The organism is Paenibacillus sp. HW567 (genome assembly GCF_000374185.1).
Lineage (GTDB): Bacteria > Bacillota > Bacilli > Paenibacillales > Paenibacillaceae > Paenibacillus_AQ.
Window position 1 is genome coordinate 6,346,607 of record NZ_KB910518.1, and the last position, 17,460, is coordinate 6,364,066.

A 17,460-nucleotide genomic window follows, 5' to 3' on the forward strand; every position below is an offset into this window, starting at 1 on the left:
ATGAAGGCATGGACGTTCTCACGCAAGGTCAGTGCATCCATTGCGCTGGCGGCTCTGCTTATCGCGGGTTTTGTCAGCGGATTTGTCTACATTACCTTCAAGCACTGGACAGAGACCCAGGAGGCTGAGCTGCTGGATGCCAAGCTGAAGCAGTTCGAGATTCAGATCGGCGAGGTGGAGTTCCTGCCTTCCTTGCTGAAGCCGGGTCTTGGCAGAGGCAGCGGAGCGGCGGCGGTGCTGAAGCCGGATTTGTCGTCATTCGCTTCCGATCTGGACGAGGGACAACTGCTGCAGATACTCGATTCAAGCGGACGGGTGCTTGCAGAGGCGGGAACAGGCGGAACAGGGGATGCCGCCGCGAGCTATAAGGCAGAGAGGGAGCTCTCACTGCTCGTGTATGGCACTGTCCGGCTCCGGCTTACGGACAGCGGGCATTCGCGGAGCGCGACGGCAGAGCGGGAGGTTGGCAGGCTGCTGCTGCTCGGCCTGCTTCTGGCCGCCGGCATGGCCGTCATAGCCGGAGGCCTCGTTGCCCGCTCTGCGCTGAAGCCGATCCGCAGTATGATCGGGGAGGTGCGGAGCATCGGGATGAACAGCTTGTCCCGGCGGCTGCATGTGCCAACTGCCAAGGATGAGCTGCATCAGCTCGGGGAGACCTTCAATGGACTTCTGCATAAGCTGGAGGGCTCCTTCGACCAGCAGCGCCGCTTCATCTCGGATGCCTCGCATGAGCTGAAGACCCCTCTCGCGATCATCGAGGGACATACGCATATGATTCAGCGCTGGGGCAAGCAATCGCCGGAGGTGCTGGACGAGTCGCTTGCCTTCATGATGGAGGAGACCCGGAGAATGAAGGAGCTGATTGCCCAGCTCCTGCTGCTCGCCGAAGCGGAAGCGCCGCTTATGGATGGGGGAGAGGAGCGCTGCAACCTTCGGGAGACTCTGCGCGAGCTGCTGCCCCAGACGGTGCACGTCAGCCCCGGCGTGCAGCTTGATTATGACGGGCTGCCGGACGGACAGGCGCTGCTGATCCGCATGCCCGGAGGCGCGGGTTATCAGGTGCTGCGCAATATTGTCGAGAATGCGCTGAAATATACGCCCGAAGGCGGAACGGTAACCATCAGGCACCGGGCAGCGGATGGGCAGGTTGTCTTAACCGTGACCGATACAGGAATCGGGATATCTCCTGAGCAGCTTCCGCATATCTTCGACCGCTTCTACCGCGCGGAGGCTTCGCGGAGCCGGACCCAGGGCGGATCGGGCCTGGGACTGGCCATTGCCAAAGCCATTATGGAGCGGCATGGAGGTTCCATCGCCATCGACAGTACGCCTGGGCAAGGTACGACAGTGACGCTGCGGTTCATCGGGGGATAGGTGAGACCCTCACCGGGCATTTACAGTTTAGCTGCAATAGACAAAAGCATAAGATGATTGGGGGCTGTCCCACAAGCCATTGCATTGGCCGGGATAGCCTCTTTTTGCTGTATAGGAATTCTACTTATCTTCCAGCCCGAATCTGCAATTTTGATAGCAAAAAAGATAGAGTGGCATATAAATGTTATTACCTTCCGGAAGAATAAAAGAATAGGAGGAATACAGAATGCCTTGTGCATCGAATATCAACACCTTTGTCACTGGAACAGTACCCTACACCGATTCATTCACGCATAACTTTGCAGTTCTGGATCTAGCGAAATGGGTTTCCTATCAATCCTATTTGAGTCCCTATTACGGAGCTTTGCCTATCAGCATCATACTCGGGCAATGGGGGTTTGAAATGGGCTGGAGTCTGACTGAATTTGCTGCGCGAAATAACCCCGGCAATATGGATGCTACTTGTGGTTATAAAGGTTCTACCATCCCGGGAGTGTCCACTCCTGGAAAACGATATAAATTTGCCGATCTCATTGAAGGGGTTACGGCTTATGCCCATCTCCTTATATCGGGTTATCCTTGTGTCCAATCGGCCTATTCACATGGCGGCATAGCTACATCGGCCGGACTTACCAAAGCATGCAATGCCCTTTCAGCGGGTTACGATGTAGATAACACAACCAGTTCTTCCTACTGCTCCAGCAACACCTATGCTGAAAATTCATCTTCTACCAAAAGAATATGGGCAACCGCAGGGTACAGCGGCTTGTACGTTACGATCAACGGTACCAATAACACTTGTCTAAATGTATACAACTACATCCAGAGCAGTGACCCGAACCTCTACAAATTTACCAATATTTCTTTTTAAGGGGATGACATGTATGTCTGATTGCGGATGTGAAAAAGAGAACAAGGACCTGCAGGTGACGATACCCAAGGATCAGTACGTGGAACTGCTGCGTAAAGCCAGAAGCTTCGACCTTATTGTAGAGGGTGCAGGTCAATTAATTCGAAATGTGTCCCAAGCAGAAGCTATTGAAAAGCTATAACTGTTAAAAGAAGTGGGACAACCTCCCGCTTCTTTTTTTCTCCGATTGCATAGTAAATGGAAAAAATGATATATTTGTCTAGGGTGAAAAATTATGTTAAAGCGTATTATACTGTCTGTTTTAGGAGTGTCTTTACTCGTTTTTGCTACGTCATGCACCAAATCTGAACAGCAACAAAACGGCGTTAGCGCTGCCCCGCATACTGCGGCAATGACAGAATCCTCTTCCAGTCCTTCCCCGTCTCCTGTAACTGCTTCACAAGTAAGAGCAGCCGGAGAATCCCAGTACGGGACATTGGAAATTCAGTCTACCGTTCCAGAGAAGGTTGAAAAACTAGGTGCTCCAAGCTGCTATGGTACCGCAGAAGATTATAAGATTAGCGGTACATATAAAGTGCAGTTCACAGATACGGCTAATAAAGTCACTGAGCTGACGTTATCCTCTTTGACCAGCTTTATTCAACCCGGGAATGAGACCCTTCAATTGAAAAAGCTGGCGTTTCCTGAGCATGAAGTTTTCGTAATTATTCCGAATTATAAGGATTGTCATGGGCTTTCCTTCTACCTGATTGACGTATCGAAAGAAGGAGCTTTTCCATTAAAGTTCCTTACCGGGGAAGGCACGTTTGACCAGTACGATTTTTTGCCAAACACAGAATTGAAGGTAAAGAACGGTGTACTGCTGGTTCAGCATGGTGGCGGCGCCGGCAATGAGGCTGTGATGGAACAAAAGTTCAAGCCCGATTTTAATACACATGTTCTGGAGCTTACACCGTAACCGATGAACGTTCCTCCTCGCGGATTCCAGGGGCTTTGCTGTTTTTTTTGAAGCCGTTTGGAAATAATGGGGGGAGGAGGCTTGACAATGAACTATGTAGAAATTCTGATTCGGACGATTCTGTCGGTGGGACTGCTGCTGCTCATCCCCAGAATACTGGGCAAGCAGACCCTGTCGAACATGACATCCAATGATTTTGTGACCAGTATTACGATGGGCTCCCTGGCGGCGAACCTGGCATTCAATATCAGCCTGAGATCGTCTTATCTTGTCCTGGCCATTGTTGTGATTACGGGCATTTCATTCCTGCTCTCGTTCATTGCACTCAAAAGCCGTAAAATGCGAAGCTGGATCTCCGGCTCCCCCACTGTCCTGATCGAAGACGGCAAAATCATGGATGCCAACATGCGCAAGATCCACTATACGCTGGATTCGCTGGACCAGGCGCTGAGGGAGAGGGAGATTTTCAATATTGAAGAGGTTGAATATGCGGTTCTTGAAGATAACGGACGGGTCTCCATTCTAAGGAAGGAAGCCTACCAGCCCGTAACCCGGCAGGACATGGGGCTGCTTCTGCGTGCGCAGACTTTCCCTGTGGAGCTGATTATGGACGGCAAGCTGGTGGAGGACAATATCAAGCTGCACGGCCTGACCCGGGAGTCGCTGGAGAACGAGCTGCGGAAGAAGCATAAGGGCAAGATGCTGGCAGATGTGTTCTATGCGGTACGAGGCACGCACCAGCAGCTTGTGTTCGATTTCTATAAGGACGGAATTCAGCAGCCGCTGGATCGGGAGTAGCCAGGAGAGGTTGGGGGCAATCTGCGGATTGCGAAGCGTTTCTGTTGGAGCTAATTAGTCTGAAACACAAAGCTCCCCCTCACAAAAATCGTTGAGGGGGAGAAATTTGTCTACGCAAGCGGCTAGAGTCGCTCATTATTTTGTTGCTGCTATTTCCCTAAAAGCGGATTCATTGTATGCGAAATTATCCCTTTCCAAAAGGGACATTTTTTTTTCCTCTTCATATGTTCGTTCGATCAAAAATTCTTTAATCAAGGTTTGGTAACCTTTTTTTCTTTGTCTGGCTATGGAACGAATTCGGACAAGTAAGTCCTCGTCGATGCGAATAGAAATAGATACAGATTTTCTTTTTGGCAAATCGTAGTCTTCATCTTCTATGATGGAAGCCTCTAATAACTCCTCGCTCATTGTGTGAGTCGACCAAAATTCGGCTGCTTCTTGCTCACTCATATTTTCTGGAATCTCATCTCTGGAAGTAATTATTTTCATACTAGCGATTCCTCCTATTGTATATTTTCGTCTCAGATTCAGTAGCATCACGTGCAGTAATGATTCGTATCAACTGAATACCACTAAGGCTTCCCCTCAATCGTGTATATTTTATTGTATATACAATTGTAGCACATTTTATTCATGGAAGATTGATTTCTAATAAATTATTCTGAAAATCTGATGAAATTATGGTCGGGAGAGCAGGGCGTGCTTGGATACAAGTTACGCAATCTTCGGATGAGTTCTCTGATTTTTTTACAAGCTTTTACTTGGATTTATCTGGCATCTTGGCGCATCTTATGAGAGTAAAAAAAGCCTAAAACGAAGTAATGTTTTTGGCTTCTTGCTTTTTCTTCGGGGTTAATTTATTTTACTTAGAGCTGTTTAGGCATATCTATAACAGCAATCACTTCCCGATTGATTTTAGTGATTGCTGTTATTTCTTCTGTGCTCCTGTCACTGATCAAAGTCATATGCTCATCTAACGCCTTGCGGCGGTTGGTATCATCCTCAAAACGAAAAATTTCAATAGCCGGAACTTGAAAAGCAGCAATTATTTTCTCAAGAGTTTCCAAAGAAATGTTACGGTCTCCTCGTTCAACCCCACCTATGTAACTGTAATGAAGCGATGCTGCTTCGGCTAATTGCTCTTGTGTCCAGCCTTTTGCTTTTCTGAGCTCACGTATCCGATTTCCTACACTTTCTGGTAAATTCATGGGGTCACCTCTGGTATGCCTAATCCTCGAAAGCTCCCTTAACCTCTCTAACAATCCTCTTCATTGCATCAATCTGCTTAACACTCAACTCACTAACAGTAGCCGCGTATTCATCAATTGCTCTACGCTGTGCTGTTTCAACCTTATTCAAATCATCAAGATTTTGAAATAATTCTGTGGGTTGAATTTTTAGCGCGACTACTATTTTCTCCAATGTATCAATAGAGAAATTCCGTTCTCCCCGTTCTACTGCCCCTATGTATGCATCATCCAGGTTGGATAGTTCCGCTAATTGTTGTTGTGTTAATCCCTTTGCTTTTCTAATAGCCCGAATTCTATCTCCGACGGTATTCCGTAAGTCTGTCATGGTAATCACCTCTCCTAAAGGTTAGGAGAGTATAGGCATAAATAGCAGGGTTATAAAGGCGGTAAAACATATTGATAATACTACTTAATAGTAGTATATTTGATATATTGTACTACTTCTTAACAAATAGATAAAGAAAAAGGAGGCTCCACCCGTGCGCCCTTCCATTCTGAAATCACTCAAGCCGGATATTATTGTTGAAATGCTGGAAATGGCTTATCGCTTCGAGGATTGGGACAAGATGCTGAATACGGCGGGGGTTCTGTACAGCTATGCGCAGTGCATCTATGAGGAGCGGCAGTATCACAAGGCTAAGCAGCTTCCAATGCCGATTCTGGATATGGAGCGTCCGCTGGTCTATTATTTCGGGTTCAGTCACCTGATGCGGGGCATCGGGTGCCAGAAGCAGGCGAGGTATGATGAGGCCAGGGAATCCATATACCGCTATGCCGAGCTTGGCTGGATGGAGGATTTGGGGGAGGAAGGGGAGGAGATTGCCGAGGAGTTCAGATACCTGGCACGAGCCAACCTGTATACAGTGGAGATTCTGTCCGGTAGGACGGAACTGCTGGAGGGGTATGCAGGGTTTTTGCGAGATAATCCCGAGGAGCTGCTGCCGGGGCTTGGGACTATTTTGCAGGCTGCAGTGCAGTACGGACTTGATGTGGACGAGCTGCTGCATACGTTCGCGGAACAGAGTGCCGGATTTGAGGAATATGAGGATGCAGGCAATATTTCGCATTATTTCAGCTATTGTTATCATTCGGCGTTATATCATAAGCGGGCAGGCAGGCTGACGGAGGCGCTGGACTGGACGATACACTCTTTAATGCTGGCCCACCGGACAGGACATGACGGGAACTTCAAGCGCTGTCTGGCATTGTTCGAATTACTGCGTGAAGGGGTTACGGCAGAGCAGGCCCGGCGATATCATGAGGCGATGACGGAGTGCTTGGGGCAGGTGGCTGTGGATCTCTTCGACCTGCGGTATGTGTAGGGCTAATGAAACCATATAGAGAGGTGAACGCCGTGAAAAACAAGAAGCACTCAAGCTTGTGGGAGCGAGGATTCGCAGCCTTCGGAAGGAAAAGGGATTATCACAGGAAGCGCTTGGGGAAAAGGGTGGATTTCATTTTTCATATCTAGGGCAAATCGAACGTGGTGAGAAAAATGTATCGTTACTGAATTTGACTAAACTAGCTGAGGCCTTGGGCGTTAATTTGCTTCAGCTTTTTGCATATGTAGATGAGGAAATAGAGTTCACTGAACAAGAAAATAACATTCAAGAAATTATAGAGATGCTTCGTGAGTCCAACGGTGATAAGGTACAGTTAGCTAAAAATCTGTTGAGGGAAATTTTAAAGAGTAATTCTTCTTCATAGTTTAATTAATGCGGCTCCGCCAAACTACGACACACAGTTGTCCGATATCCCCTCCTATAATGAACTTATCTTAACTGATAAGGAGACGAAGACAGGTATGGGCGAGATTGTTAGACATGATGTGAATGAGGAGTATGCGTATTCCGGATTTGTGGAGGCGGGGGATTTTGTGTTCCTCAGCTTCTGTGTGGGCAATGTTGGGGGAACGGTGGAGGAGCAGGTGGAAGGTGCGCTGGATCATATGAGCGACCGGCTGCGGCAGGTGGGGCTGACGCTTGCGGATGTGGTGAAGCTGGATATTTTGCTGCGGGATGTGTGGGATATTCCGGTGATGGAGGCGGTGTTCAAGCGCAGATTTCAGGGCGGGTATCCGGCGCGGAAAACCATTTCTACCGAGTTCGCGCATGTTGGCGGGCCGGATGGGCTGAAGGTTCAGATGGATGGCATCGCGTACCGTCCGCGCAGCGCTGAATAGCGCAACAGTAGAAGGAAGAGGATTGCAGCAGCGGATAGCTTGGCTGGCCGTCTCCGGTGGTATATAGTAGAGGGAAATCTTTTGCAGGCAGAGGAGCGAACAGGGATGATTGCATTAATCTTGGCTGCGGGGTATGCGACCCGTCTCTATCCGTTAACGAGAGATACGCCGAAGCCGCTGCTGCCGGTTCAAGGGAGCCGTACAATTCTGGATCTGCTGATGGACCGCCTGGAGGTGCTGGAGGAAATTACGGAGGTTCTCATTGTGACGAATGAGCGGTTTTTTCGTGCTTTTGAGCAGTGGGGGCAGAAGTACAGAGGCGCGAAGCCGATCCGTATACTAAATGACGGCACTTCCACGCCGGAGGGGCGGCTGGGAGCAATTGGCGATATCCAGTTTGTCATCGAGCGGGAACAATTGCAGGATGATCTGCTGGTGCTGGCGGGTGATAACGTGCTCGGATTTGGCCTTGAGGGGTATTTGAATTATTTTCATGCGGTAGACAAAGACTGTATTCTGGTCCGAACGGTGGACGATGTCGGGGAGCTTCGCAGTATTGGCGTGGCTGAGCTGGATGCAGAGATGCGGGTCCTGTCCTTGGAAGAAAAACCTCAGTCGCCCCGGACGAACATTGGCGTATTTGCGCTGTATATCTATAAAGAATCTACGCTGCCGCTGTTCGCACGTTATCTTGCCGAAGGGGGCAACCCGGATGCGCCGAGTTATTTTCCTGCTTGGCTGCACTCCCGCCAGGAGATCCGGGCCTACTATACGGAGGGCGCTATTGAAGATGTCGGCACTCCCGAAGCGTATGCGCAGATGCGGGCCAGGCTGGGGAGCGGGCAGGAGGATAGAGGCTAAGCTATATAAGCGGAACTAAAAACTTCCAAAAGGCAGAACTGATTAACACGCTGAGACGTCGACAGATTTCATAGCCGCTCTCAGCGTCCACCCAAGGCGCATATCAGTAAAAGAGAGGTGTCCCAACGGCCATTCACGGCTATTAAGACCCCTCCTTTGTTATGCTCTAATTAGCGGCGGAATCCTTACGGATTCAAAAGCACCCGATGAACCCCCTGGCTTCCGCCCGGTGCGGTTCCGAGATATAAATATCCCCCTTGGCTTACGGCGGTGGTGATGCCGTATAATGTTCCTTCAGGATCATGCCAGCTATTCATAAGTTCTCCTTCGGGTCCATATTCCGCGGCAAGTCCATGCTTCACCGGCCTACTAGCTCCATTTAACAAGGATTGTGGAACTTTGGACATTGTTGCGGCTAACCAGGGATGACTGTGCATGTAATCGGCAAAAGGCAATCGGGTTGTGAAGATCCCCACCCAGAAGTGTCCCTGTGCATCACGTGTGATGTTGTCCGGGAATCCGGCAATATTCTCCGCAAAAATATCCGAGGTGCCTTGTTTGGCCCCTTTCAGCCAGTATCTGGTCAGTTGATAATGATAAGATTCGGCCACAAGCACGAAATCTTCATCGGCAGACAACGCCACTCCATTGGCAAAATACAGATCCCGAAGCAAAACGGTCGTCTCCTTGGTCACCGGATCATATTTCAGCAATCGTCCATGCGGCTTGTTCTCGGCAATTTCTTTGAACATGACCTTGCCATAGTTGGAAGTATCCGAGAAATAGATTGAACCGTCCTGCGCAATGTCCAGCTCGTTCGCCAAGTAGACCGGTCCGCCCTCCACCTGATTTGTAAGCACCTCAACATTCCCCCCCGGGTCAATCGACAGCAGTCCTTTCTGAATATCCGCTACAATCAAATTCCCGGCCGCGTCAAATTTCAGTCCGTTGGGTGTTCCGCGGGTATCGGCGAACACTTCAGCCGGCTGCGCCTTACCCGCTGCGTCAAAAGCTACTCTGTAAATTTTGCCGTCGGAGTCCCCCGTATATAGCCGTCCTTCTGCATCAAAAGTGATAAATTCCGGGTACTTCGCGCGGTCTGTAACCAGCTCTGCCGAGCTAAGCTTGTTGTTTTCTTTCCAGGGGCCCTCCTTCTCAAAGGAAGGAGCGGCAGGTGCAGACCATACGGCAGGATCTACCGGAGCAGGGATCAGCAGAAATACAGCGATTCCCAGCACAATTGCCCCGAGCAGGGCTAAGCTCCATCTGCCGACTTGTTGACGTGTTGAACGTTTGCGTTGCTTTGGTTCTGTGGACATGATAAATCCTCCTTATTGTTTACGTGGTCGAAGCGTGGCCTGGGCCAGCCGCAGGCTTTGTCTGCGGGTCATGAAGCGGGAAATCTGGGCAGTCAGGTAATTCTGGAATCCCGGAACAACGTACTGCTTCCCTTTTTTCATAGCGCGCAGTGCGATTGTCACAACACGCTCCGGCGTGTCCTTCGCGCCGACTGAAGCGGCCTCCGTACCAACAACATTGAAGAAATTCGTATCGGTTGAGCCCGGGCACAGGGCAAAAAACTGTACGCCACGGTCACGGTTCTCACACCAGAGAGCATCGGTAAAGGATAAGACAAAAGCTTTGGTGGCCCCGTAGACGGCCATGTAAGGCAGCGGCTGAAAGCCGGCGGTAGACGATACATTGATCACAGCGCCGGCACCTCTGTGGAGCATTCCCGGCAGGAACAAATGAGTCATGTCCACTACAGCGGCGACATTGAGCATTACTTCTTCGTGCTGGCGCTCGCCGGAGACTTGCTCGAACAGGCCGTGGGTGGCAAACCCCGCATTGTTGACCAACAGCTCAATTTCCAGGTTGAGCTGCTGGCACTTCTGATACAATTCTCCGGCAGCACCTTCGATGGACAGATCCAGGGGAATAACCTGTGCCCTAATTCCATAGCTGTGGGTCAAATCGGCGGCAAGTGCATCAAGTCTGCTCTTAGATCGGGCTACAAGCACCAAATGGCTGCCCTCCTTTGCCAGTTGTCTTGCAAACTGTTCGCCAATGCCTGAAGATGCCCCGGTGATCAGCGACCATTTCCCTTTAATATTCATAATTTCCGCTCCTTATAATACAGTGTTTTGTTATAGAAACAACGTTACCTAATGGTCAAAAAAATAATGCCACATCCATATCGGCATATATTATTGGTAACACTGTTTCCGATGTGAATCATCGTAACCTGATGAATACATCTATGTCAAATCATTTTTTTAACGTGACGGATTAATTGACAACCCTTCTGCAAATGGTTAGAATGCCTGTTAGAAACCAGTAACCTTGTTTCCTGTCAATAACACGATAACCGAATGAAGGTGATCCTTATCCATAACGAAGACAAGCCCTCGCAAACTGCGGGGCGGGAATTGAAGACATATCAGGAAGCTCGTCTGCAGAATACGGAAAATCTCCGTAAGCTTGTGGTTGACGCAGCCGCCGTTATTTTGCAGGAGGAGGGGCCGGAGGCCGTTACCGTCCGTAAAGTATCGCAGAAGATGGGCTGCTCCACCAAGATTATATACAGCTTGTTCGTCAATAAAGAAGGTCTGGCTCAGCAATTGTATCTTGAGGGCTGCAAATTGCTGGCCGAGCGTTTTGAAGAGGTGCAGCCGTCCTCCGACCTCTTGCGGCACTTGCTCGATTTGGGCGAAGCCTTCTGGCAGTTTGGGCAGGACTACACCAGCTACTACAAGCTGATGTTCGGAGGGGCTTTTGCCGAGTTCAAGCCGGATGAGCAGAGTATGCAGGGAACGCTGACAGCCATACGCCGTTTGCTGATTCTAATCAGCACCGCCCAGCAGGAAGGTCAGATATCGGACCAGGAAGAGGCCGGGACCCTTGTCAGCACCATATGGGCTTCGCTTCACGGGGTAATTCACCTGTATATGGGCGGATTCCTTGGGGATGCCGATGCGGCTCATACGGTTTACAAGCAAACCATGGCTTTACTGTCGCAATCCTTGTTTGCGGCTGGATAATAACTATCCAACAACAATAACATAACAATAGTATTTTTATGCTTTTTTCGTTTATTTTCGTGCCGTTCATGTTACACCATCCAACTTGTGAGAAGCGCTGTTATCCTCCTTTTCAAGCGATAGGCTTTCAAGTAAGCTGCACATAGAACGTCGTAGATTCTCCGGCTACGCTTTTGGCGTAGATTTTTCCTTTATGCTGATCCACAATCGACTTGGCGATGGCCAGGCCCAGTCCGTAGCCGCCCTGCTTGCGCGCCCGTGAGGTATCTGTGCGGTAGAAGCGGTCGAAGATGCGGGTCAGATGCTCGGGGGCAATGCCTTCCCCGGTGTTCGTGACGGACAGGAGCACATCGTTATGCTGTTTTTTTAGCGAGATGGTTACAGCGCCCTTAGGGTTCGTGTATTTCACGGCATTGTCGAGAAGGATCATCACCACCTGCTTGATTTGCTCACTGTTGCCCTGCACACTCAGCTCCGGCTCGATGTTATAGCCGAAGGAGATATTTTTCTCGAAAATTACGGCTTCCATCGTCAGGATGATATTCTCCACCGCTTCGCTTATATTGAATTTGCTGTGAATCATGGCTGTTCTGGAATCGTCCATCTCCGTCAGGTACAGCAGGTCATTGGTCAGCCGCGCCATCCGCTCGGTCTCCGACTTGATGTACTGGAGCCACTTCGCCTGATTGCGGATCGTGTCGTCGCTGTTCGACAGCAGCACATCTGCGTTCGTGTTGATAATCGTCAGCGGTGTCTTCAGCTCATGCGAGGCATCGGCGATGAACTGTTTTTGCTTGTCAAAAGCCTCCCGTACGGGTGTAATCGAGCGGTTGGCGAAGAAACGGCTGGTGAAAAAGAGAATAATCAGCATCAGCAGGCCGACAGCGGTGAAGGTGTAGATTAAGTTGGTGAGAATTTTTTGCTGGGCAGTGATGTCCAGGAAGACGATCATCGACCCGTCACTCGTATGCTTGACTGTGAAGATCCAGCGGCTGTCATCCAGGGTGAACCTCCCGGTGTCCTTGCCCATGCCAAGGGCTTCCTTAAGCGCCGCCGTATAGAACTCATCGTCCATCGTGAATTTGGAGTCCTTGGCTACAAGGTTTCCGTCCTTGTCGGTTCGCAGCATGAAGGAAACGGAGCGCTCCGGCGGCGGGTTGCCGCCTTCCATAAGTCCGCTGTCATTGGGCGGTGTGGCTCCCGCAGCCGTGTCATGGCGGCCTGTCTCGCCGGGGCCTTTCTGCTGATAATCCGCAATCCGGTGGAGATTCATATTAATGTCGCTCTGCACATTCTGGTAGGTGTACACGTAGATAGAAGCGAAAGCAATCAGCATAATCACCGAGATGGTGGCCAGATTTACGATCAGAAACCGGTTCCTGAGTTTTTTGAACATCAGCTTGTCACCTCTAATACATAACCTACATTTCGAATCGTGTTAATGCGTACCTCCGAACCCAGGAACGTGAGCTTTTTCCGCAAAAAAGAAATGTACACCTCCACATTGTTATGCTCCGCCTCCGAATCGAAGCCCCACAGCTTCTCGATAATCTGCTCCTTCGAGGTCACTGCCTGTTTTCTCAGGATCAGCAGCTCCAGCAGTTCATTCTCCTTCAGATTCAGCTTGATCTCCTTGCCCTTTACGGACAGCTTCAGGTTCGCCGTATTCAGCTCTATATCCCCAAGCTTCAGGGTATCATCCGGGATGACTTCGCCTTTGCGGCGCAGCGCCGCCCGAATCCGGGCCAGCAGCTCCTCCGACGAGAAGGGCTTGGCGATATAGTCATCGGCTCCATAATCAAGTCCCGTCACCATATCCGAAATTTCTCCCTTCGCGGTCAGCATGATCACGGGCGTGGACACGCCTTCGCTGCGCAGCTTCTTCAGTACGGTAATTCCATCCATTTCCGGCATCATAATGTCCAGCAGCAGCAGATCATAGATTCCGCTCTGTGCATAATCCAGCCCCGATCTGCCGTCGTGGACCATATCCACCGAATAGTTCATCTTCTTCAATATTTGGCTCAAGGCTTCCGCCAGATGCACTTCGTCTTCCACGATTAATATTCTCATGGGTATGCCCATCCTCTGCATTGAAAATTTGCTTATTTCTTAAGCCATTATAGCAAGATTACCTTTAACGAACCTTAACCGGATGTTATCCGCCGATGGCTGTATAGATGAAGGGATTGTGAGAGGGAACTCTGTTTGTTAAGCCTGTGTCAAAAGATCAGCAGAGTGTAAAGTCATTTAAGATTCATTAAAGGTTCCGGGGCTAAGATACATTCATAGCAAGCGAGACACACCGGATCACACCGGAAACATACAAGAAACGTGACACATACAGCTTTTTAACAAGCACTCCACTATGAAAGGATCTGACCCCTATGGCAATTGAGGTATTCAACCGATACGAGAACAAATATCTGTTCGACCACGCAGATTACCTGAAGCTCTATAATGACCTGTTGGAATATATGGAGCCTGACGATTACAACAAGCAGCATGAATTTTACTCCATTACCAATCTCTATTACGACACCGCCCATGATTCCCTGATCCGCAGCAGCCTGGCGAAGCCAAAGTACAAAGAGAAGCTCCGGTTAAGAGCTTACGGGATTCCGAACCAGGATACGAAGGTGTATCTGGAAATCAAGAAGAAGGTGTTCGGCCTGGTGAACAAAAGAAGAACCTCGCTGAAGCTGCAGGAGGCCTACGATTTCGTCGCTACCGGCGTGGAGCCGGAATGGAGGGATTATATGAACAAGCAGGTGATCGAGGAGATCAAGTATTTTTTATCCCGGTATGAGCTGCAGCCCAAGGTGTACCTCTCCTATGACCGCAAGGCGCTGTTCTGCAAAAACAACCGTGATCTGCGGATCACCTTCGACACCAATATCCGCAGCCGCCGCTATGATCTGAAGCTGGAGCATGGCACACATGGCGAGTACCTGATGGAACCGGGCCAGTGGCTGATGGAAGTGAAGGCCGAGAAGACGATTCCGGTCTGGCTGGCAAAAATGCTCTCGGAGCACCGGATGTACCGCACCAGCTTCTCCAAATACGGCAATGAATATAAAAAAATGCTCAAAATCGAAAGGGAGAGTGCCCTCTATGCTTGATTCACTGTTTTCCGCGGCTCTGACGAGTACCGATTTAACCTTCACTGACGCTATTCTGACTATTGTTATCGCAATTGTACTGGGCGGCATGATCAGCCTCACCTATATGAAGACCAACCCGGGAGGGTATTCGCAAAGCTTCACGCTCACGATGGTGCTGCTGCCGGTGATTGTGGCCGTCATCATCCTGCTCATCGGCAGCAACGTAGCCCGCGCCTTCAGCCTTGCCGGAGCCTTCTCGATCATTCGCTTCCGCAGCGCGCCGGGCGACCCGAAGGATATCACTTTTGTCCTGTTCACGATGGCTGCCGGTCTTGCCTGCGGAGTTGGCTCCTTTGGTTACGCCGTACTATTCACCCTTGTGCTCTGCGTGCTGATGTTCATCCTGAACCGCACCGGCTTCGGAGCGAGAAAGACACTGCAGAAGACGCTGAAGGTAACCATTCCTGAGAATCTGGGCTATGAGGAAGCTTTTGCCGAAGTATTCAACAAATTCAATGTCCGCTTTGAGCTGAAAAAGATTCGAACCACCGAGCTGGGCAGCTTATACGAGCTGGTCTATGACGTTACGCTCGATGAGCACACCAGCCAGAAGGAATTCCTGGATGCGATCCGCACCCGCAATGGCAATCTGGATCTCTCGCTGACGATGAGTCCAACTACAACTGACTATTAAAAAATCGAAGGGAACGATGACATATGAAGAATTGTATGACAGGGAGCAAGGTGGGACTGGTGCTGCTGGCTGCGGCGCTTATGACGGCATGCAGCGCGAATGGCGGGGTGGCGACCGGTGCTGCGAATAATGGAGCAACGAGTGCAGCAGTTACCTCCAGTGCTACGAGTGGAACTACTGCCGCTGTAGAACTGGCAAACGTTAAAGCGAGTGATCTGGTGACGTATGACGAAGACGATACGACTACCGCATGGACTGCCGACACCTCCACTGATATTCTCCTGGCAGGAACCACTGCAGAAATTGAAGGCGGCACTGGCGCTACAGCCCAGGATGGATCGGTAACGATTACGGAGGCGGGGACCTATGTTCTCTCCGGGAAGCTGAGCGACGGGCAGATTATCGTTGATGAGCAGGCGAAGGGAACCGTGCGGCTGGTGCTGAACGGAGTGGACCTGAAGGACAGCGACAGCGCGCCGATCTACATCAAGGAAGCGGGCAAAGTCGTAATCACCCTACAGGAAGGCACGGAGAACAGCGTTGCCGATGGAGCCAAATATGCGTCCGCTGATGCCACTACAGATGAGCCAAGCGCGGCCATCTTCAGCAAGGCGGATCTGACGATTAATGGAACAGGCAAGCTGACTGTTGCCGCAAGCTACAATGATGGAATTACCAGCAAGGATGATCTGAAGCTTGTGAGCGGCACGCTTGAGATCCAGGCGGCAGACGATGGTATTGTCGGAAAAGACATGGTCGCCGTTCAAGATGGAACGATAACCATCAAAGCGGAGGGAGACGGCATCAAGTCCACCAATGATGAGGAAACAACCAAAGGCTTCGTAGCCATTGCAGCCGGAACATTCGATATAACGGCAGGCAATGACGGTATTCAAGCTGAGACGGCGGAAGTGATTGATGGCGGAACGTTCAGCATCGTGACGAACGGAGGTTATGAGAACGCTGAAGTGAAGACAGGCGATCAAGGCCCGGGCGGTATGGGCATGGGCGGCAACAGAGGGGGAGGCTTCAGTAACCAGGGGGCAGTGGACGGAACCCCGGCTGCTTCAGGCGATACTGCGCCTGCGGCAACCACCTCTGCGGCTGCCGCAGATACGGCGGCGGTGACCACAGCAGAGGCGACTACAACGGCGACGGCTGCAACAGAGTCCGTGAGCGCCAAAGGGCTCAAGGCCGGAGGTGATCTTACCGTGAACGGCGGCAGCTTCACGATTAATTCCGCAGATGATGCAGTGCACAGCAACAGCAATGTCTCCATCACGGACGGCGGGTTCAAGATTACGACAGGCGACGACGGAATTCATGCGGACAGCCTTACGGCGGTATCCGGTGGCACTATTAATATTTTGAAGAGCTATGAAGGCATTGAAGGCGCGAATATCACCATATCCGGCGGCGAGATCCATGTGGTGGCCTCGGATGACGGCGTGAACGTGGCCGGGGGTAATGACGACAACGCTGCACAGGCAACCACTCAGCAGGATCAATTCGCAAGCGCCGGCAGCAACATGCTGACGATCAGCGGCGGAACCTTAACGGTTGATGCTGCCGGTGATGGTCTGGATTCGAACGGATCGGTCACGATGACAGGCGGTACCGTGATTGTCAACGGTCCTACCGATGACGGCAACGGCCCGCTCGACTACGACGGCACCTTCAATATGACTGGCGGTTATCTGGTGGCAGCAGGCAGCGCAGGCATGGCCCAGGCACCGGGCGAGGATTCCAGCCAGTATTCGGTAAGCATGAGCTTCACGGAAGATCAGCAAGCGGGCACTCTGGTTCATCTGGAAGACAGTGACGGCAACAATATCCTGACCTTCGCACCTTCCAAGAATTATCGGTCCGTCGTCGTCAGCTCCCCGGATCTGAAGCAGGGCGGTTCTTACAAGCTTTACTCGGGCGGAACTTCTACCGACACTGTAGTAGACGGATTGTATACAGACGGTGAGTACAGCGGCGAAACCCAGGTAGTGGCGTTTGATATCTCCAGCAGCGTAACCTGGCTCAACGAATCGGGAGTCACGACGGCCAACACAGGCCGTGGCCCTGGCGGTGGCGGCGGCGGATTCACCGGCGGCGGCGGTACCAGACCCCAAGGCGGCGCTGGCGGCACACCTCCACAAGGTGGAACCGGTGGGGGTACCGCTTCAGAGGGTACAAGCGGAAGTGCAAATTAAATAACAAGCAGCGCCCCTCCGGTGAATGGAGAGGCGCTGTTTTTGCTTGGCAATCACAATATCTACTCAGGTGAATTTGTAAGCACATCGGAGATAAACTCACCGTGCAAGTGTAATAGTAGTAAG

20 protein-coding genes are annotated in these 17,460 nt (G+C 50.9%); 13 read left to right on the top strand and 7 right to left on the bottom strand.

The annotated features are described in order from the left end of the window. The 5 genes from B212_RS32650 (at nt 1) to B212_RS0128350 (ending at nt 4,001) form a co-directional block, all read left to right on the top strand. Nucleotides 1-1,374: a sensor histidine kinase gene (locus B212_RS32650; RefSeq protein WP_019914697.1), complete on the top strand. Its 1,374-nt coding sequence runs from the start codon at nt 1-3 to the stop codon at nt 1,372-1,374. A gap of 226 nt (nt 1,375-1,600) precedes the next feature. Next, nucleotides 1,601-2,245: a hypothetical protein gene (locus B212_RS0128335; RefSeq protein ID WP_019914698.1), complete on the top strand. Its 645-nt coding sequence runs from the start codon at nt 1,601-1,603 to the stop codon at nt 2,243-2,245. Between the two features lie 13 nt (nt 2,246-2,258). Then, nucleotides 2,259-2,426, top strand: coding sequence for a hypothetical protein (locus B212_RS34845; RefSeq protein ID WP_019914699.1), 168 nt, complete (start codon nt 2,259-2,261; stop codon nt 2,424-2,426). A 93-nt stretch (nt 2,427-2,519) separates the two neighbouring features. After that, nucleotides 2,520-3,203: a hypothetical protein gene (locus B212_RS33495; RefSeq protein ID WP_198015900.1), complete on the top strand. Its 684-nt coding sequence runs from the start codon at nt 2,520-2,522 to the stop codon at nt 3,201-3,203. 87 nt (nt 3,204-3,290) lie between these two features. After that, nucleotides 3,291-4,001, top strand: coding sequence for a DUF421 domain-containing protein (locus tag B212_RS0128350; protein WP_019914703.1), 711 nt, complete (start codon nt 3,291-3,293; stop codon nt 3,999-4,001). Between the two features lie 135 nt (nt 4,002-4,136). Here the strand turns inward: B212_RS0128350 and B212_RS32660 are convergent, their stop codons facing one another. The 3 genes from B212_RS32660 to B212_RS0128365 all read right to left on the bottom strand — a co-directional run bounded on the left by B212_RS32660 (nt 4,137) and on the right by B212_RS0128365 (nt 5,576). After that, on the bottom strand, nt 4,137-4,490 hold the full coding sequence (locus B212_RS32660; protein WP_019914705.1) for a CopG family antitoxin: 354 nt from the start codon (nt 4,488-4,490) through the stop codon (nt 4,137-4,139). 377 nt (nt 4,491-4,867) lie between these two features. After that, a complete protein-coding gene (locus B212_RS0128360; protein ID WP_019914706.1) occupies nt 4,868-5,209 on the bottom strand; it encodes a helix-turn-helix domain-containing protein in 342 nt (113 codons plus the stop codon). Nucleotides 5,210-5,228: 19 nt separating this feature from the next. Further along, complete coding sequence (locus B212_RS0128365) at nt 5,229-5,576, bottom strand: helix-turn-helix domain-containing protein (RefSeq protein WP_019914709.1); 348 nt, start codon at nt 5,574-5,576, stop codon at nt 5,229-5,231. A gap of 154 nt (nt 5,577-5,730) precedes the next feature. On the opposite strand from B212_RS0128365, the gene B212_RS0128370 reads away from it, so the two are divergent. From B212_RS0128370 to B212_RS32665, 4 genes are all read left to right on the top strand, one after another. Continuing rightward, nucleotides 5,731-6,573, top strand: a complete 843-nt coding sequence (locus B212_RS0128370; protein WP_019914710.1) for a hypothetical protein — start codon at nt 5,731-5,733, stop codon at nt 6,571-6,573. Nucleotides 6,574-6,631: 58 nt separating this feature from the next. After that, a complete protein-coding gene (locus B212_RS0128375; RefSeq protein WP_019914711.1) occupies nt 6,632-6,958 on the top strand; it encodes a helix-turn-helix domain-containing protein in 327 nt (108 codons plus the stop codon). 97 nt (nt 6,959-7,055) lie between these two features. Further along, complete coding sequence (locus tag B212_RS0128380; RefSeq protein ID WP_019914712.1) at nt 7,056-7,433, top strand: RidA family protein; 378 nt, start codon at nt 7,056-7,058, stop codon at nt 7,431-7,433. 105 nt (nt 7,434-7,538) lie between these two features. Next, the gene (locus tag B212_RS32665; protein ID WP_019914713.1) at nt 7,539-8,294 is read left to right on the top strand and encodes a nucleotidyltransferase family protein; all 756 of its coding nucleotides are present in this window, start codon (nt 7,539-7,541) and stop codon (nt 8,292-8,294) included. Between the two features lie 185 nt (nt 8,295-8,479). Here B212_RS32665 and B212_RS0128390 read toward each other — a convergent pair whose 3' ends face one another. Beyond that, entirely contained in the window at nt 8,480-9,613 is a 1,134-nt protein-coding gene (locus B212_RS0128390) for an SMP-30/gluconolactonase/LRE family protein (protein ID WP_019914714.1), read from the bottom strand. A gap of 12 nt (nt 9,614-9,625) precedes the next feature. Continuing rightward, complete coding sequence (locus B212_RS0128395; protein WP_019914715.1) at nt 9,626-10,411, bottom strand: SDR family NAD(P)-dependent oxidoreductase; 786 nt, start codon at nt 10,409-10,411, stop codon at nt 9,626-9,628. 255 nt (nt 10,412-10,666) lie between these two features. Between B212_RS0128395 and B212_RS0128400 the strand changes: the two genes are divergently transcribed. Continuing rightward, nucleotides 10,667-11,335 carry a TetR/AcrR family transcriptional regulator gene (locus B212_RS0128400; RefSeq protein WP_019914716.1) on the top strand — a complete coding sequence of 223 codons (669 nt, stop codon included), beginning with the start codon at nt 10,667-10,669 and terminating at the stop codon, nt 11,333-11,335. A gap of 127 nt (nt 11,336-11,462) precedes the next feature. Here B212_RS0128400 and B212_RS0128405 read toward each other — a convergent pair whose 3' ends face one another. Together B212_RS0128405 and B212_RS0128410 are read right to left on the bottom strand one after the other, a co-directional pair. Next, nucleotides 11,463-12,731, bottom strand: coding sequence for a sensor histidine kinase (locus B212_RS0128405; RefSeq protein ID WP_019914718.1), 1,269 nt, complete (start codon nt 12,729-12,731; stop codon nt 11,463-11,465). Then, nucleotides 12,731-13,408 (bottom strand): response regulator transcription factor, encoded by a 678-nt coding sequence (locus B212_RS0128410; protein WP_019914719.1) that lies wholly within the window; start codon nt 13,406-13,408, stop codon nt 12,731-12,733. The genes B212_RS0128405 and B212_RS0128410 overlap by 1 nt, the downstream gene beginning before the upstream one ends. 314 nt (nt 13,409-13,722) lie before the next feature. Here B212_RS0128410 and B212_RS0128415 point away from each other — a divergent pair, with 314 nt between their 5' ends. Genes B212_RS0128415 through B212_RS0128425 form a run of 3 tightly spaced genes read left to right on the top strand, consistent with a single transcriptional unit; the run spans nt 13,723 to nt 17,334 of the window. Continuing rightward, the gene (locus tag B212_RS0128415; RefSeq protein WP_019914720.1) at nt 13,723-14,457 is read left to right on the top strand and encodes a polyphosphate polymerase domain-containing protein; all 735 of its coding nucleotides are present in this window, start codon (nt 13,723-13,725) and stop codon (nt 14,455-14,457) included. Continuing rightward, the gene (locus B212_RS0128420) at nt 14,450-15,133 is read left to right on the top strand and encodes a DUF4956 domain-containing protein (RefSeq protein WP_019914721.1); all 684 of its coding nucleotides are present in this window, start codon (nt 14,450-14,452) and stop codon (nt 15,131-15,133) included. The genes B212_RS0128415 and B212_RS0128420 overlap by 8 nt, the downstream gene beginning before the upstream one ends. Before the next feature lie 23 nt (nt 15,134-15,156). Then, on the top strand, nt 15,157-17,334 hold the full coding sequence (locus tag B212_RS0128425) for a carbohydrate-binding domain-containing protein (RefSeq protein WP_019914722.1): 2,178 nt from the start codon (nt 15,157-15,159) through the stop codon (nt 17,332-17,334). Nucleotides 17,335-17,460: the final 126 nt, after the last annotated feature.

Coding starts and splice junctions, on each gene's coding strand:
- B212_RS32650 (WP_019914697.1), top strand. CDS start 1: ATGAAGGCATGGACGTTCTCACGCAAGGTCAGTGCATCCATTGCGCTG.
- B212_RS0128335 (WP_019914698.1), top strand. CDS start 1,601: ATGCCTTGTGCATCGAATATCAACACCTTTGTCACTGGAACAGTACCC.
- B212_RS34845 (WP_019914699.1), top strand. CDS start 2,259: ATGTCTGATTGCGGATGTGAAAAAGAGAACAAGGACCTGCAGGTGACG.
- B212_RS33495 (WP_198015900.1), top strand. CDS start 2,520: ATGTTAAAGCGTATTATACTGTCTGTTTTAGGAGTGTCTTTACTCGTT.
- B212_RS0128350 (WP_019914703.1), top strand. CDS start 3,291: ATGAACTATGTAGAAATTCTGATTCGGACGATTCTGTCGGTGGGACTG.
- B212_RS32660 (WP_019914705.1), bottom strand. CDS start 4,490: ATGAAAATAATTACTTCCAGAGATGAGATTCCAGAAAATATGAGTGAG.
- B212_RS0128360 (WP_019914706.1), bottom strand. CDS start 5,209: ATGAATTTACCAGAAAGTGTAGGAAATCGGATACGTGAGCTCAGAAAA.
- B212_RS0128365 (WP_019914709.1), bottom strand. CDS start 5,576: ATGACAGACTTACGGAATACCGTCGGAGATAGAATTCGGGCTATTAGA.
- B212_RS0128380 (WP_019914712.1), top strand. CDS start 7,056: ATGGGCGAGATTGTTAGACATGATGTGAATGAGGAGTATGCGTATTCC.
- B212_RS32665 (WP_019914713.1), top strand. CDS start 7,539: ATGATTGCATTAATCTTGGCTGCGGGGTATGCGACCCGTCTCTATCCG.
- B212_RS0128390 (WP_019914714.1), bottom strand. CDS start 9,613: ATGTCCACAGAACCAAAGCAACGCAAACGTTCAACACGTCAACAAGTC.
- B212_RS0128395 (WP_019914715.1), bottom strand. CDS start 10,411: ATGAATATTAAAGGGAAATGGTCGCTGATCACCGGGGCATCTTCAGGC.
- B212_RS0128400 (WP_019914716.1), top strand. CDS start 10,667: ATGAAGGTGATCCTTATCCATAACGAAGACAAGCCCTCGCAAACTGCG.
- B212_RS0128405 (WP_019914718.1), bottom strand. CDS start 12,731: ATGTTCAAAAAACTCAGGAACCGGTTTCTGATCGTAAATCTGGCCACC.
- B212_RS0128410 (WP_019914719.1), bottom strand. CDS start 13,408: ATGAGAATATTAATCGTGGAAGACGAAGTGCATCTGGCGGAAGCCTTG.
- B212_RS0128415 (WP_019914720.1), top strand. CDS start 13,723: ATGGCAATTGAGGTATTCAACCGATACGAGAACAAATATCTGTTCGAC.
- B212_RS0128420 (WP_019914721.1), top strand. CDS start 14,450: ATGCTTGATTCACTGTTTTCCGCGGCTCTGACGAGTACCGATTTAACC.
- B212_RS0128425 (WP_019914722.1), top strand. CDS start 15,157: ATGAAGAATTGTATGACAGGGAGCAAGGTGGGACTGGTGCTGCTGGCT.